At 45.4% G+C, this 15769-nt stretch carries 15 protein-coding genes and 1 tRNA gene; 9 read left to right on the forward strand and 7 right to left on the reverse strand.

Annotated features, from left to right (window positions below):
* Positions 1-37 precede the first annotated feature (37 nt).
* From RH45_RS06505 to lolB, 6 genes are all read right to left on the reverse strand, one after another.
* Positions 38-114, reverse strand: a tRNA-Met gene (locus RH45_RS06505).
* Between the two features lie 268 nt (positions 115-382).
* The gene (ychF, locus tag RH45_RS06510; protein ID WP_008075194.1) at positions 383-1474 is read right to left on the reverse strand and encodes a redox-regulated ATPase YchF; all 1092 of its coding nucleotides are present in this window, start codon (positions 1472-1474) and stop codon (positions 383-385) included.
* Between the two features lie 10 nt (positions 1475-1484).
* Positions 1485-2075, reverse strand: coding sequence for an aminoacyl-tRNA hydrolase (pth, locus tag RH45_RS06515; RefSeq protein ID WP_008075196.1), 591 nt, complete (start codon positions 2073-2075; stop codon positions 1485-1487).
* Between the two features lie 146 nt (positions 2076-2221).
* The gene (locus tag RH45_RS06520) at positions 2222-3166 is read right to left on the reverse strand and encodes a ribose-phosphate pyrophosphokinase (protein WP_008075199.1); all 945 of its coding nucleotides are present in this window, start codon (positions 3164-3166) and stop codon (positions 2222-2224) included.
* 28 nt (positions 3167-3194) lie between these two features.
* Positions 3195-4067 (reverse strand): 4-(cytidine 5'-diphospho)-2-C-methyl-D-erythritol kinase, encoded by an 873-nt coding sequence (gene ispE / locus RH45_RS06525; RefSeq protein WP_008075200.1) that lies wholly within the window; start codon positions 4065-4067, stop codon positions 3195-3197.
* Positions 4064-4681, reverse strand: a complete 618-nt coding sequence (lolB, locus tag RH45_RS06530; protein WP_008075202.1) for a lipoprotein insertase outer membrane protein LolB — start codon at positions 4679-4681, stop codon at positions 4064-4066. Before lolB ends, ispE begins: the two co-directional genes overlap by 4 nt.
* 161 nt (positions 4682-4842) lie before the next feature.
* On the opposite strand from lolB, the gene hemA reads away from it, so the two are divergent.
* From hemA to ybaK, 8 genes are all read left to right on the forward strand, one after another.
* Complete coding sequence (hemA, locus tag RH45_RS06535; RefSeq protein ID WP_008075204.1) at positions 4843-6099, forward strand: glutamyl-tRNA reductase; 1257 nt, start codon at positions 4843-4845, stop codon at positions 6097-6099.
* Between the two features lie 42 nt (positions 6100-6141).
* Positions 6142-7230: a peptide chain release factor 1 gene (gene prfA / locus RH45_RS06540; protein WP_008075206.1), complete on the forward strand. Its 1089-nt coding sequence runs from the start codon at positions 6142-6144 to the stop codon at positions 7228-7230.
* Between the two features lie 3 nt (positions 7231-7233).
* Positions 7234-8094 carry a peptide chain release factor N(5)-glutamine methyltransferase gene (gene prmC, locus RH45_RS06545; RefSeq protein WP_008075208.1) on the forward strand — a complete coding sequence of 287 codons (861 nt, stop codon included), beginning with the start codon at positions 7234-7236 and terminating at the stop codon, positions 8092-8094.
* A gap of 11 nt (positions 8095-8105) precedes the next feature.
* Positions 8106-8489, forward strand: a complete 384-nt coding sequence (locus tag RH45_RS06550) for a SirB2 family protein (protein ID WP_008075209.1) — start codon at positions 8106-8108, stop codon at positions 8487-8489.
* 20 nt (positions 8490-8509) lie between these two features.
* Positions 8510-9319, forward strand: coding sequence for a SirB1 family protein (locus RH45_RS06555; RefSeq protein WP_008075210.1), 810 nt, complete (start codon positions 8510-8512; stop codon positions 9317-9319).
* 43 nt (positions 9320-9362) lie between these two features.
* Positions 9363-10214: a 3-deoxy-8-phosphooctulonate synthase gene (gene kdsA, locus RH45_RS06560; RefSeq protein ID WP_008075211.1), complete on the forward strand. Its 852-nt coding sequence runs from the start codon at positions 9363-9365 to the stop codon at positions 10212-10214.
* A 480-nt stretch (positions 10215-10694) separates the two neighbouring features.
* Positions 10695-12356 (forward strand): bifunctional UDP-sugar hydrolase/5'-nucleotidase UshA, encoded by a 1662-nt coding sequence (ushA, locus tag RH45_RS06565; protein ID WP_008075212.1) that lies wholly within the window; start codon positions 10695-10697, stop codon positions 12354-12356.
* A 100-nt stretch (positions 12357-12456) separates the two neighbouring features.
* Positions 12457-12933 (forward strand): Cys-tRNA(Pro) deacylase, encoded by a 477-nt coding sequence (gene ybaK / locus RH45_RS06570; RefSeq protein ID WP_008075213.1) that lies wholly within the window; start codon positions 12457-12459, stop codon positions 12931-12933.
* A gap of 56 nt (positions 12934-12989) precedes the next feature.
* Here the strand turns inward: ybaK and RH45_RS06575 are convergent, their stop codons facing one another.
* Positions 12990-14234: a uracil-xanthine permease family protein gene (locus tag RH45_RS06575; RefSeq protein ID WP_008075214.1), complete on the reverse strand. Its 1245-nt coding sequence runs from the start codon at positions 14232-14234 to the stop codon at positions 12990-12992.
* 250 nt (positions 14235-14484) lie between these two features.
* Between RH45_RS06575 and RH45_RS06580 the strand changes: the two genes are divergently transcribed.
* Positions 14485-15750, forward strand: coding sequence for a DUF2066 domain-containing protein (locus tag RH45_RS06580; RefSeq protein ID WP_008075215.1), 1266 nt, complete (start codon positions 14485-14487; stop codon positions 15748-15750).
* Positions 15751-15769: the final 19 nt, after the last annotated feature.

The raw sequence follows: 15769 nt of genomic DNA on the forward strand, positions 1-15769 counted from the left end.
TCTATTCCTAATTGCTTTCTAAAAAAGCATTTAGGAATGGTGGCTACGACGGGATTCGAACCTGTGACCCCATCATTATGAGTGATGTGCTCTAACCAGCTGAGCTACGTAGCCAAACCATATTTTGGTTCCTTGCAATCCTAAGTCGTCTTGCCGGGAACGGGGCGCATTATGCGGAGTTGAGTCAAAACCGTCAATAGTTTTTTTGAATAAATCGAGATATATGGACTGTTCGATTTCTTTTTAAACAAAGAGGCGTGTTAATCATCGAAAACTGATAACAAAATGACAGCAGAATGAATACTTAACTTGTTTTGTCGTTACGGCCATTAAAAAAGCCAGCGTTTAGGCTGGCTTTAAAACTCAATGACTTGAGCGAATCTTAAACATTGAAGCGGAAGTGGATCACATCACCATCTTTAACGATGTACTCTTTACCTTCAAGACGCCATTTACCAGCGTCTTTCGCACCGCTTTCTCCGTTGAACTCGATGAAGTCGTCATAACCAACGACTTCTGCACGGATAAAACCTTTCTCAAAGTCTGTGTGGATCTTACCAGCGGCTTGTGGCGCTGTGGCACCTACAGGGATTGTCCATGCACGTACTTCTTTAACACCTGCTGTAAAGTAAGTCTGGAGAGTCAGGAGTTCGTACCCAGAGCGGATCACTCGGTTAAGACCAGGTTCTTCGATCCCCATGTCTGCTAAGAACTCTTCACGATCTTCATCTTCTAGTTCAGAAAGTTCAGATTCAATCGCCGCACATACCGCTACAACTACGTTGTTTTCTTTTTCGGCGTATTCGCGAACAGCATCAAGATACGGGTTGTCTTCGAATCCATCTTCATTAACGTTAGCGATGTACATGGTTGGTTTAAGCGTTAGGAAGTTCAAGTAGCCAATAGCTGCTAGTTCTTCTTTCGCCAATTCCACGGTGCGCGCCATACCACCTTCAGTCAGTACTGGTAGTAGTTTTTCAAGAACAGTTAGTTCAAATTTTGCGTCTTTATCGCCGCCCTTTGCCTTTTTCGCGTTACGTTGAATCGCACGCTCACAAGAGTCTAGGTCAGCCATTGCCAATTCAAGGTTGATAACTTCAATATCTTCAATCGGAGATACTTTACCAGCAACGTGAACGATGTTTTCATTCTCAAAACAACGTACAACATGACCGATTGCGTCTGTTTCGCGAATGTTGGCTAGGAATTTGTTACCTAGGCCTTCACCACGAGATGCACCAGCAACCAGACCTGCAATGTCAACGAATTCCATGGTCGTTGGCAGAATCTTCTGTGGGTTAACGATTTTCGCTAGTGCGTCTAGGCGAAGATCTGGCACTGGTACTACACCAGTATTTGGTTCAATAGTACAAAACGGGAAGTTTGCTGCTTCGATGCCCGCTTTAGTTAGAGCGTTGAACAGAGTTGATTTACCTACGTTAGGTAGACCAACGATGCCACATTTGAAACCCATGATAATAACCTTATTCAGCTTTGAACGTGTGTAGACGATTTTGTGCTTTTGACAGTCCATCCTTAATTAGGATATCTAAGCAGCGAACAGATTCATCTGCTGCCGCGTCAAGAAGCTCCTGTTCTTTTGCAGGTGCTTTACCAAGCACGAAACCTGCTACTTTATCTTTGTGTCCCGGATGACCGATGCCAATCCGTAAACGATAAAAATCTTTGCAGTTACCAAGTTTACTTATGGTATCGCGAAGGCCATTGTGCCCACCATGACCACCACCTTTCTTGAATTTAGCAACACCTGGAGGCAAATCCAACTCATCATGAGCAACCATGATTTCTTCTGGTTTTATTTGATAGAACTTCGCGAGTGCAGCGATGGATTTACCAGATAAATTCATGAACGTTGTAGGAATGAGTAGGCGTAAATCCTGACCGTTCATCATTATGCGCCCCGTTAACCCAAAAAACTTTGCTTCGTTTTTTAGTGTAATGTTGTGTACGCGCGCCAGTTCTTCTACTACCCATGCGCCCGCATTATGACGAGTTCTTGCATATTCAGGCCCTGGATTCGCCAGGCCGACGAGAAGTTTGATCTGTTGACTCAAGGTAAGGATCTCTCTTGGAAACTTAAAAAGCGCCGTATGATAGCACAGAAGTCTCTCGTCAAGCGAGGGGGACGATTTGATGCCCTGTTGAAACAAAAAACACCCCAACGTGGGGTGTTTTTAAAATTTTTATACTAATTGGGAAATTAGTTGAACATTGCAGAGATAGACTCTTCGTTGCTGATACGACGAATCGCTTCAGCCAACATGCGAGAAAGGCTTAGTGTTGTCACTTTACCTGTCGCTTCCATCTCTTTAGACATAGTGATTGAGTCTGTCACGATCACTTGGTCTAGTACTGAGCTGCCAATGTTCTGAGCGGCGTTGCCTGAGAATACCGCGTGAGTTGCGTAAGCGAAAACACGCTTAGCGCCACGCTCTTTTAGGGCTTCTGCTGCTTTACATAGCGTACCACCAGTATCGATCATGTCATCAACGATGACACAGTCACGGCCTTCAACATCACCAATCAGGTTCATTACTTCAGAAACGTTTGCACGTGGACGACGCTTATCAACAATCGCGATATCGATATCACCCAACGCTTTCGCTGTAGCACGCGCACGTACAACACCGCCTAGGTCAGGAGAGACAACAACAGGGTTCTCAAGACCGCGAGTTGCCATGTCATCAAGGAGTACAGGAGTACCGAAGATATTGTCTACAGGTACATCGAAGAAGCCTTGGATTTGCTCTGCGTGAAGGTCGATAGTAAGAACGCGGTCAACGCCAACGTTAGAAAGGAAGTCTGCAACAACTTTAGCAGTGATTGGCACACGAGCAGAGCGTACACGACGGTCTTGGCGAGCGTAGCCAAAGTAAGGGATAACTGCTGTAATACGGCCCGCTGAAGCGCGGCGCATTGCGTCAATCATCACTACCAGTTCCATTAGGTTGTCGTTAGTTGGTGCACAGGTAGATTGAATGATGAAAACATCACTACCACGAACGTTTTCGTTGATTTGTACAGCGACTTCGCCATCAGAAAAACGAGAAACAGTTGCATCACCAAGAGAGATGTATAGACGATCAGCAATACGTTGGGCTAGTTCAGGTGTAGCGTTACCAGCAAATAGCTTCATATCAGGCACGGTGGAAACCTCAGGGTTGCGTCCAGTTTTAGATAGATTGTGTGTGGGCTAAGCGATACTTAGCCAAAGTCTCGTATAAAGGTGATATATTTCGCCCTTGCGCGATAAACGCGGAGACAGTGTCAGGGAGTTTTCGGAGGACGTCTTCGGCTTCTTGTTTGCTGGAAAATACAGCAAAAACGCACGATCCAGTCCCCGTCAATCTAGACGGCGCATATTGTAGCAGCCAAGAAAGTTGCTTATCAACCTCTGGGTACAGCATTCGAACAATTTTTTCGCAATCGTTTCCGTATTCACTGTCAAGAAGCGTTGCCAGTGAACGTTTCGGGGTATTTCTGGTCAATTTGGGGTGGGTAAATATGTCTACCGTTGCAATGCTCACATCCGGCCTAACAACCAAATACCATTTTTCATCCGGTGAGGCTTGGACTAACTTTTCGCCCACACCTTCTGCAAAAGCGGCAAATCCGCGAGCGAAGACGGGAACATCCGCGCCAAGTTGTAAGCCGATGTCTGCTAGTTGGTTATCTTCAAGGTCAGTTTGCCAAAGGTGATTGAGGGCAACTAAGGTTGTCGCCGCATTGGATGACCCGCCACCTATACCGCCGCCCATGGGTAAGACTTTTTTCAGTTTGATATGCGCGCCAAAGCGACAGCCTGTTCGCTCTTGTAACGCTCGTGCCGCCTTCCAAATCAGGTTGTCTTGTAGAGGAACACCTGGAATCTCTGGGCTAAGTGTTATTTCACCCGTTGAGTTAGCGGTAATGGATAACTCATCACCATGATCGAGGAATTGAAAAAGAGTCTGTAACTCGTGGTAACCGTTATCCCTGCGACCTGTTATGTACAGAAATAAGTTGAGTTTTGCTGGAGAAGGCCAGTGAGTTGTTTCGGCGATCATTTCTTTAAATCCCACTTAGAAATCACAATATTGATTGAAGTGTCTTGCTGCTTGAGCTTTAGTTTCTGAGGTAAAGGAAGCGCGACGCCATCGACCAGGACATCTTTGTAGTTCAAATAATCAAGCTGCCACGTTTGACCGTTGATCTCTTTACGTAGCGTCGCAAGTGTATTGGTCTCGTTAAGTAGGTAACCATCGGCAGAAGTTGGTCTACCCAGCAACCAATCATGGAGTTGCTCTACTGGAATGGTTAAGCCGGTTAACTGATAGATTAACGATTCTGCGTTGGTCGAGGTGTAAGTTTTGTCGTCATAGGTATCGACAACGGCGCCTGTTGGGGTGATTTTTAAATTTAATGCAGTTTGACCTAAAAACGTGGTCAGTCGAAGTTGACTGCTTTGCGGAGCATGTTGCCAGCGGAAATTCAGAGATTGTCTTTGCTCTGGAGAAATATAACCAAGTTTTCCTGAGGATTGATACTGAGAGATTGAAGCCAGCCGTTGCTGATGAGTTTGCCATTCAACGTTAGTCTGGCTAGATTCGATGCTTGCACAACCGGAAAGAAGAAGAGCGGCTAGCAAAGAAATCCAGAAAGGGCGAAGTTTCGTCGTCATTGCGGTTTATTTGTCCAATTTAAGCCTTGCGTTGGGCCTCACTATATCACTGAAATCACGAACTAATGAAAACATATCCCTAATACCCTTTAATTAAATTGGGGCATCAAGTAAAATTCCGTCCTTATTTGTCCAAATCTGATTCAGAGAACTCGCGATACATGTCTTTGCTTGCTATAGGTATCAATCATAATACGGCCTCGGTTGAACTGCGTGAAAAAGTTGCCTTTGGACCGGAGAAGTTACCTGAAGCGCTCAAGCAGCTCAGTGAAAATCCTGTAGTGAACGGTAGCGTTATCGTGTCGACGTGTAACCGCACGGAGATCTATTGTGATGTCAAAGGCGCCAGTAAAAGCAAAATCATCGACTGGTTGTCTCAATTTCATGAAGTTAGCCCTGAAGCTCTGAAACCGAGTATCTACACACATGAAGAGCAAGCCGCGATTCGACACCTTATGCGCGTATCTTGTGGCTTGGACTCGTTAGTGCTCGGTGAGCCGCAAATCCTTGGCCAGGTCAAACAAGCTTATTCAGATGCTCGCGAGGGGAAAGCGGTTGATGCTGCGATGGAGAAGCTGTTTCAAAAGACCTTCTCTGTGGCGAAGCGTGTCCGCACTGAAACCGACATCGGTGGCAACGCGGTTTCGGTGGCTTATGCAGCCTGCACCTTGGCTAAACATATCTTCGAATCTTTACAAGATTCCACGGTATTGCTGGTAGGGGCAGGAGAAACTATTGAGCTGGTCGCGAAGCACTTATCGGCTAATGGTTGTAACAAGATGATTGTGGCCAACCGGACGAAAGAACGTGCATTGCCTTTAGCTGAAGAGTTTGGCGCACAAATTATTGGTCTACCTGAGATCCCTGACTATCTTGCGCAAGCTGATATCGTTATCAGTTCGACAGCAAGCCCGCTGCCTATTATTGGTAAAGGCATGGTCGAAACGGCATTAAAAGCACGTCGTTTTCAACCTATGCTGTTGGTGGATATTGCGGTTCCTCGCGATATCGAGTCGCAAGTCGGCGAACTGAATGACGCATACTTATACACGGTGGATGATTTGCAGTCGATCGTCGACAACAATATTGAACAGCGGAAAATTGAAGCGATTCAAGCGGAAGCGATAGTCAGTGAAGAAAGTGCCGCCTTTATGTCGTGGTTGCGCTCTCTGCAAGCGGTCGACAGCATTCGAGACTATCGACGTAGCGCGAATGATATTCGCACTGAACTATTGAACAAAAGTATCCAATCTCTTGCCGCTGGTGCCGACCCTGAGAAAGTCCTATTAGAGTTGAGCAATAAGTTAACCAATAAGTTAATACATGCACCAACTCGAGCATTGCAAAGTGCAGCAGAACAAGGCGAGCCCGCTAAGCTTGCTATCATTAGACAAAGTTTAGGTCTTGAAGACTCTTAATTTTTCAAGACTTTTAATTACGAACCTGAGTTATAAGAAACTATGAAAGCCTCGATTCTAACTAAGCTAGAAACACTGGTTGAGCGTTATGAAGAAGTTCAACACCTGCTTGGCGATCCGGATGTGATCGGTGACCAAGACAAATTCCGTGCCTTATCAAAAGAGTACTCTCAGCTAGAGGAAGTGACTAAGTGTTTCCAAGCTTACCAACAAGCTCAAGAAGATCTTGTTGCTGCTGAAGAGATGGCGAATGAAGACGACGAAGAAATGCGTGAAATGGCTCAGGAAGAAATTAAAGAAGCCAAAGACGCCATTGAACGTTTGAGCGACGAGCTACAAATTTTACTCCTGCCTAAAGATCCTAACGATGACCGCAACTGTTTCCTCGAAATCCGCGCCGGTGCGGGTGGTGATGAGGCAGGTATCTTCGCTGGTGACCTGTTCCGTATGTACAGCAAGTTTGCGGAAAAGAAAGGTTGGCGTGTTGAAGTGATGTCTTCAAACGAAGCGGAACACGGCGGTTATAAAGAAATGATCGCGAAAGTCTCAGGTGATGGTGCTTATGGTGTGCTTAAATTTGAGTCAGGTGGTCACCGTGTTCAACGTGTCCCTGCAACTGAATCACAAGGTCGTGTCCATACTTCTGCGTGTACTGTTGCCGTGATGGCGGAGATCCCAGAAGCTGAGATTCCAGAAATCAAAGCGGCTGATTTAAAAATTGATACTTTCCGTGCTTCAGGCGCTGGTGGTCAGCACGTTAACACCACGGATTCAGCAATTCGTATTACTCACTTACCAACAGGTACTGTTGTTGAGTGTCAAGACGAGCGTTCTCAACATAAGAACAAAGCTAAAGCAATGGCGGTTCTGGCAGCTCGAATCATCCAAGCAGAAGAAGCGAAGCGTGCTGCCGAAGAGTCAGACACTCGTCGTAACCTGCTAGGTTCAGGTGATCGTAGTGACCGTATTCGTACTTACAACTACCCACAAGGTCGTGTGTCGGATCACCGCATCAACTTAACACTTTACCGCTTAAATGAAGTGATGGAAGGGGATGTGTCTAGCTTGATCGATCCGGTGATTCAAGAGCACCAAGCCGACCAACTTGCCGCGTTAGCAGAGAACCACTAAACGATGGCGGCTGAGAAAAGTGTCGATAGCACACTCAAGAAAGCCGTAAAGCAACTTCAAGAGAGCGGCAGTGACTCGCCCTCTCTTGATGCCGCGGTACTGCTTTGCCATTCACTCGGCAAACCAAGATCATTTCTTCTGACTTGGCCTGATAAAGAACTTACCACAGAGCAAATTGAGCGTTTTGAACAATTACTTTCTCGTCGCATCAAGGGTGAGCCGGTTGCTTACATTATTGGTGAACGTGAGTTTTGGTCTCTACCGCTGAGTGTTGCTCCATCTACACTTATCCCTCGACCTGATACGGAAAGATTAGTTGAGGTGGCTTTAGATAAAGCTAATTTAAATCAAGGGGATATCCTTGATTTGGGAACCGGAACAGGGGCAATAGCATTGGCATTGGCTTCTGAGTTACCGGAGCGAAAGGTGTGGGGAATCGACTTAAAAATCGATGCTCAGCAATTGGCCAGTTCTAATGCTGACAAACTTGGTATAACCAATTGTGAGTTTCGCGCAGGGAGTTGGTTTGATCCCGTCGATGCTGGTACGCAGTTTGCTTTAATTGTGTCGAACCCGCCTTATATAGAAGAAAACGATCCGCACCTCACACAGGGTGATGTGCGTTTTGAACCGTTAAGCGCTTTGGTCGCTGAAGACAACGGTTTGGCAGACATTAAACACATCTCTGAGCATGCTAGACGTTATTTGCTGGCTGGAGGGTGGTTGATGTTCGAACATGGGTATGATCAAGGTAAAGCCGTCCGAGACATACTGACTTCGCTTGGTTACTACCAAGTTGAAACTTACAAAGATTACGGCAATAACGATCGAGTAACGATCGGCCAGTGGTCGCAAGAGCAATAAAGAGAATAAAAATGTACGAAGGATTAAAGCATTTCCACCTCCTCACCATCGCACTGAGTGCAACGCTACTCTCTGTGCGTTATGCCCTGATGATGGCGAACTCTAAATTATTGGAAAAGAAGTTTTTTAAAGTTTTCCCTCATATCAATGACACCTTTCTACTGATTTCCGGTATTTACCTGATTGTGATCACTGGGTTCATTCCATTCACTGCGGCAGCACCTTGGTTAACGGAAAAAATCACTTGTGTGCTTGCCTACATTGCACTCGGCTTTTTTGCCCTTAAGCTAGGTAAAAATAAGTTACTACGTACTTTTTCGTTTTTTGGTGCATTAGGCTGGTTAGCGATGGCAGGTAAAATAGCCATCACGAAAACACCGATTCTATTTGGTTAACAATAAATAGGTAACCTTGAATGCTAGAGTTGTTTGATGAAGACTTTGATGCAATGGAACTGGTTGAGGGAGCACTGGCACTGAATAAAGCCGTTGATCCGGAAACTGAAGTCCATTGGGCTGAAATTGAACTCCATCGATTACTAAAAGAAGCTGAACTGAGCCTAGTTCATGAAGTGAATGAGAAGCAGCGCTTTGAAGCGCTTTTGAGGCTTTTCTACCATGAGTGGGGCTTTAAAGGTGACCAAGATGCTTATTTTGACTCGGCAAATGGCTTTATCGATAAAGTTCTGCAAAGAAGAAAAGGCATCCCCGTTAGCTTAGGGGCTTTGTTGCTCTACTTTGGGCGAAAACTGGGTTTTCCGGTTAAAGGCATTACTTTTCCAAGCCAGTTTTTGATCAAGGTGGATTGGTATGATGATGTGGCTCAGTACATCAATCCATTTAATGGTGAGTATGTATCTGAACATACTTTAGGTGCTTGGTTAATCGGTCATAGCGGCCCTCTGGCTAAACTGAAGACCAGCCATCTACAAGAAACCGATAACCCTACCGTTATTGGTCGTTGGCTGGCGCTGCTAAAAAGCGCCCTTTTACGAGAGCAACGCTATACTTTAGCGCTAAGGTGTACCGATCTCGCACTCACTTTTGTCCCTGATGATCCCTATGAAATTCGCGATCGAGGCTTTATCTATCAACAGCTTGATTGTCATCAGATAGCACTCAGTGACTACCAGTACTTTATCGACCAGTGTCCAGACGACCCTGCTTCGGAATTATTGAAAAATCAAGTAAACGCCATGAGTTCAACTCAGGTTGTTTTACACTAAGCCCGCTTTCAGTGAGCGGCGAAACCGATTAAGAGAGAAGAAAATGGAACAGAAAATTGTCCACGTTGGTGATATTCCAGTGGCTAACGACAAACCTTTTACGTTGTTCGCTGGTATGAATGTCCTCGAATCTCGCGATCTTGCTATGCAGATCTGTGAGCACTACGTAAAAGTCACTGAAAAGCTGGGTATCCCATACGTATTCAAGGCTTCTTTCGACAAAGCAAACCGCAGCTCTGTTCATTCATACCGTGGTCCTGGTTTGGAAGAAGGCATGAAAATCTTCCAAGAGCTTAAAGATACATTTGGTGTGAAAATCATTACTGACGTTCACACTGAAGAGCAAGCACAGCCAGTAGCGGATGTGGTTGACGTGATTCAGCTTCCTGCTTTCCTAGCGCGCCAAACTGACCTTGTTGAAGCGATGGCGAAAACAGGTGCCGTAATCAACGTTAAAAAACCTCAGTTTATGAGCCCAGGTCAGGTGGGTAACATCGTTGATAAATTCGCAGAATGTGGCAACGAAAACATCATTTTATGTGAGCGTGGTTCGTGCCATGGTTACGATAACCTAGTTGTAGATATGCTTGGTTTTGGTGTAATGAAGAAGGCGTCAAATGGTAGCCCAATCATTTTCGATGTAACGCACTCACTTCAAATGCGTGACCCTTCAGGTGCGGCATCAGGTGGTCGTCGTGAGCAAACGGTTGAACTTGCTAAAGCTGGTTTAGCGACGGGTATTGCGGGTCTGTTTATTGAAGCACACCCAAATCCAGATCAAGCACGCTGCGATGGGCCATCGGCTCTTCCGCTGGATAAGCTCGAGCCATTCTTAGCGCAAATGAAAGCGTTGGATGAGTTAATTAAAGGTTTTGAGCACATCGATATTAAATAATTGCGTGTTATTTAATTTATATAAGCCAGCTATTAAGCTGGCTTTTTTTTGAATTAAATTTGAACTGAATAAATAACAACCAAGCAATGTTAATTCAATCAAATAATAAGATTGCTGAAAATATAATGTTATAACATAACAAAACTTGATCGCTAAAAGTTGCTAAATGTCAGGAAGTTTGCGGTTTGTGTTGATTAAATAACCCAAGTCACATTTATACTTAAAATCACCATTTTCTATATAAACGTTTGCCTGTGATCTTTTATTTGAGGCGATGCAATTCCTCTCATTTATTACATGATTAAGGATTGTTAAGAGTGATCTAGCTATCATAAATATGAAATTCAAGTGTTACTTTAATTACCTTAATTTAAACTAGTTCAAGTTTTGCTGCTCTTTGGGCGTTAGCCCGACGAGTCTATTCAAGTGAGCAGCAAGAAAAAGCAGTGGAAATCCCCAAAAAGTTCAAAAGGTATGACAATGAAGCAAGGCCTGATCGTAAAAAGCGCAATTAGCGCAGCAATCCTGGCAACTCTAGCTGGTTGTGCAACAGCACCTCAGCAGGAGTGGGAAGCAGACAAAACCTACAAGCTGACAGTTCTTCACACTAACGACCACCACGGTCGCTTCTGGCAGAACAAATACGGCGAGTACGGCATGGCAGCTCGTAAGACGCTAATTGACCAACTACGTGCGGAAATCGCAGCAGAAGGTGGCAGCTCGCTACTACTCTCTGGTGGTGATATCAACACAGGTGTACCAGAGTCAGATCTACAAGACGCTGAGCCAGATTTCAAAGGTATGAGCAAAATCGGTTACGATGCAATGGCACTGGGTAACCACGAGTTCGACAACCCTCTAGAAGTTCTATTTAAACAGAAAGAGTGGGCTAACTTCCCAATGCTATCTGCAAACATCTACGACAAAGAGACTGGCGAGCGTATGTTCCAGGCTTACGAGATGTTTAATAAGCAAGGTATCAAGATTGCTGTAATCGGTCTAACAACTGAAGATACCGCTAAGATCGGTAACCCAGAATTCATTGGCGGTATCGACTTCCGTGATCCTAAAGAAGAAGCGAAAAAACTGATCGCTGAACTAGAGAAAACTGAAAAGCCAGACCTAATCTTTGCTGTGACTCACATGGGTCACTATGAAGATGGTAAGCGTGGTGTGAATGCGCCGGGTGATGTAGCACTTGCTCGTTACCTAGACGAAGGTTCTCTAGATATGATCGTGGGTGGTCACTCTCAAGAGCCTGTATGTATGGAAGCGCCAAACGTTGTTAAGAAGAACTTCAAGCCTTCTGACGAATGTAAGCCAGACATGCAAAACGGTACATACATTGTTCAGGCTCACGAGTGGGGTAAATACGTAGGTCGTGCTGATTACGAATTCCGTAACGGTGAACTAGAAATGGTGAGCTACGATCTGATCCCAGTTAACTTGAAGAAGAAAGTTAAGATCGACGGTAAGAAACAACGTGTACTTATTGAAGACGAGATCAAGCAAGACGAAGCGCTACTTGAATTCCTACGTCCTTACCAAGAGCAAGGCCAAGCTCAGCTAGACATCAAGATTGCCGAAACTAACGGTAAACTTGAAGGTGACCGTAACGTGGTTCGTTTCCAACAAACAAACCTAGGTCGTCTAATCGCAACTGCTCACATGGAGCGTGCAAAAGCTGACTTCGCAGTAATGAACTCAGGTGGTGTTCGTGACTCTATCGCTGCTGGCGAAGTAACGTACAAAGACGTACTAACGGTACAGCCATTCGGTAACATCCTGACTTACACAGATATGTCTGGTAAAGAAGTTCTAGATTACCTAAACGTTGTGGCAACTAAACCTGTAGATTCTGGTGCTTACGCGCAGTTCGCTGGTATCTCTATGACGGTTGCTAATGGTGAAGTCTCTAATGTATTCATCGGTGGTAAACAGCTTCGTCTAGACGAAACTTACCGCTTCACAGTGCCAAGCTTTAACGCATCAGGCGGTGACGGCTACCCTAAACTAACTGGCCACCCAGGCTTTGTTAACACTGGTTTCGTTGATGCAGAAGTACTAAAAGAGTACCTAGAGTCAAACAGCCCAATTGATGTAAACAAATACGCACCTTCTGGTGAGATGGTTTACAAGTAAGTTGACTGCAACTTATAAATCTCTTTAAGCTTAAGCGCCGCTCAGTAGAGTGGCGCTTTTTGTTTGTATTACCTTTACTTGTGAAAATCGGGAGGGAGCAATGACGCCTGCAATCAATCTCGCCAAAAAGAAAAAAGTGGCGCATACCATTCATCAGTACCAGCATGACCCTCGTGCTGAAAGTTATGGATTGGAAGCAGCGGAAGTGCTCGGTCAGGATCCATCTACTGTTTTTAAAACTCTGCTGTTTTGTCTCAACGGCGACGCTAAGAATCTTGCTGTTGCCGTTATACCGGTAGAACACAAACTCAACCTTAAGCAGGCGGCAAAAGCGGCAAAAGCGAAAAAAGCTGAAATGGCGAACCCAGATATTGCGCAAAAGACCACGGGTTATGTGGTGGGTGGGATCAGCCCGCTTGGGCAAAAAAAGGCGCTACCGACCTTTATTCATCACAGTGCACTAACGTTGGAAACTATCTGTGTCAGTGCAGGCAAACGTGGATTGGAGATTGAACTTGCCCCTCACGATCTGGCTGCGCTCACTCGAGGTCAGTTTGTCGAACTTTGCATTGAGTAATAAAAAAGGGTTGGTGCTTGCGTACCAACCCTTTGAATCAATTCAATGCCGTAAGATTACTTAGCTTCTTCTTCCATTTGCGCGTTATCCACCACATGGTTTTCACCTAAGTCTTGTGGTAGGACAAGGTTGAGAAGAATCGCAACGATACCACATAGGCTGACACCTTGTAGGCTAAACTCACCAATACCAAATGCCATGCCACCAATACCAAATACAAGGGTAATTGCTACGATAACTAGGTTACGAGACTTGTGTAGGTCAACATTGTTTTTAATTAGGGTGTTCAAGCCAACGGTTGCAATGGAACCGAATAGAAGGATCATGATGCCGCCCATGACTGGCATTGGGATGGTTTGTAATGCTGCACCAAGTTTACCCACTAAAGCCAAGATGATTGCGGTAACCGCTGCCCACGTCATGATGACCGGGTTAAATGCTTTGGTTAACATCACCGCGCCAGTCACTTCAGAGTAAGTAGTATTTGGCGGTGCACCGACCATGGACGCGGCAATTGTTGCCACTCCGTCACCTGCAATCGTGCGGTGAAGACCTGGCTTTTTAATGTAATTTTTCCCCGTTACGTTGGAGATAGCCAACATGTCACCGACGTGCTCTACCGCAGGAGCAATGGCAACTGGAATCATAAACAGAATGGCATTGATGTTGAACTCTGGCATGGTGAAGTTAGGTAGTGCAAACCATGCGGCTTGTTGAACCGGAGTGAAGTCTACAATGCCATACCCTAGGCTTAAGCAATAGCCAACGACAATGCCACCTAAAATTGGAGTCAGTTTTAGGAAACCTTTCGCAAATACACTTAGCACGATAGTTGTCATCAGTGACGCAACTGAAATGACCATTGATGCATCGGCATCAATCACCTGCGCGCCATCAACCTTACCCAGTGCCATATTCACGGCGACGGGAGCCAGACCTAGACCGATCACCATGATCACAGGACCAACAACGACGGGTGGCAGTAACTTGTGAATGATCTCTACACCACGAACTTTGATTAGACCACCCATGGCTACGTACACACAACCTGCAGCCATTAAACCGCCCATTGTTGCAGGGATACCCCAGGTTTGTACGCCATAAAGGATTGGTGCAATGAAAGCAAAAGAAGAAGCGAGAAAAATGGGAACAGAGCGGCGAGTAATAAGTTGGAAAAGAAGGGTACCGATACCAGCGCCGAAGAGAGCAACGCTAGGGTCTAGGCCAGTCAGCAGTGGCACTAGAACGAGGGCACCAAATGCGACAAACAGCATCTGTGCGCCTTGGATGGCATTTTTCATATTGTTATTCCTTTAGGTGGCGGAAAGTAGTAATTACTCTACAAAAAATAAAATTCGCGGGATTTTATCACCACGGCAAACGATTGCAATCTGAACTGGATCAAATATTTCTTTTTTCTTTAATTGTTCACGTCAATGTCAAGTTGTAAAAGTGATGGTTGTAGGGCTTTTCCTTAGTACTTTAGTTGCTCGAATATCAATAGTTGCTTATCATCGAGATTCGAAGTGAATACTCAATCCTAGGAAGAATATGCGTCGTTTAGCTTTATTGGCTTTAGGATTAGTCGGATTACCGGCTATGGCTCTGACCAACGTAGATCTATACCGTTCAGAAGTGATACTGGACCAGGCGGCAGAAAATGCCGATGCTAAGGCCCGAGTGGAAGGCATGAAAGAAGTCATCGTGCGAGCGTCAGGTGATCGCTCTGCCGTGTCTAATCAGGTCGTGAAAAAAGCCTTGAATCAAAGTGGTCAGTACTTGACTCAAATTAGCTACGGGCAACTGGATGGAGAGCAATCCCTGCGCATGGGCTTTAGTGCACCTCATATTCGCTCTTTGTTGAGTCAAGCTCAGTTACCAGTATGGCCTGCGGCTCGCTCCAACCTGCTTGTTTGGTTAGTGGTTGAGGGGCAAGCTGATCGCAATATTGTCTGGGAACACGGTGACTCCGCGCTACTTGAGCAGATGAAGCAGCAAGCGCAGATTCGCGGCCTACCTTTGACGGTTCCTGTGGGTGATTTTGATGATATCACGGGCGTTTCCGTTTCTGATTTATGGGGCGGTTTTGCTATGCCTGTTGGCCAAGCAAGTCAGCGTTACCCTGTTGATGCTGTGCTGGTGGTAAAAGCACAAGGGAATAGCTTACGCTGGACCTTGTATGACCAAAAACCAGCAACGGTGGGCGTGACCCGACAAGCGCCAATCTCTGGTTCAAACAATGGCGGCGACGCGGCAACCAAAATGATCAACCAGATCAGTGATTACTACGCGAAGAAAAGTGCGGTTGTAGTGGCGAGTGAGTCGTCTGAGTCCATTAAAATTCGTTTTACCAAGCTAGATGATGCAGTGGGTTTCTTTACTTTAGAGAACAAGCTCAAATCATTAAGCTCCGTGGCGTCGCTAGATATTCTTAAGATTCAAGGTGATGAAGTGACATTTAATGTCCACTTACTTTCATCACAAGCTGAGTTTGAGCAAGAAGTCCGTCGCGTTGCTCCTGTTACTCAATTAGAAAGCATTACTGAACGTCCAAATGTCGTGCCTGAATCGATTCCTGCTCCTATCGAGCAAGATAATAACAACGAGCTGACTGTGACTGAAAGTGGAACCGTTGCCGCTGTGCAAATCGATCAACTTCCTCCAGTTGTACCAGCCGAGACGATTTTGTTGTTTGAGTGGCAAGGTAAACCATATGTATATGTCGCGCCTACTGACAACGAAGAGGTGATTCTTGAAGAGTCAGAAGCACAAGATACTAGCGTTGAAGGTGTCGAAGAAACAGATGTAGAAAGCTAAATCCGCATCAGAACAAAGA

The sequence above is a fragment of the Vibrio sinaloensis DSM 21326 genome, assembly GCF_000189275.1.
In the GTDB taxonomy this organism is placed as follows: Bacteria; Pseudomonadota; Gammaproteobacteria; order Enterobacterales; family Vibrionaceae; genus Vibrio; species Vibrio sinaloensis.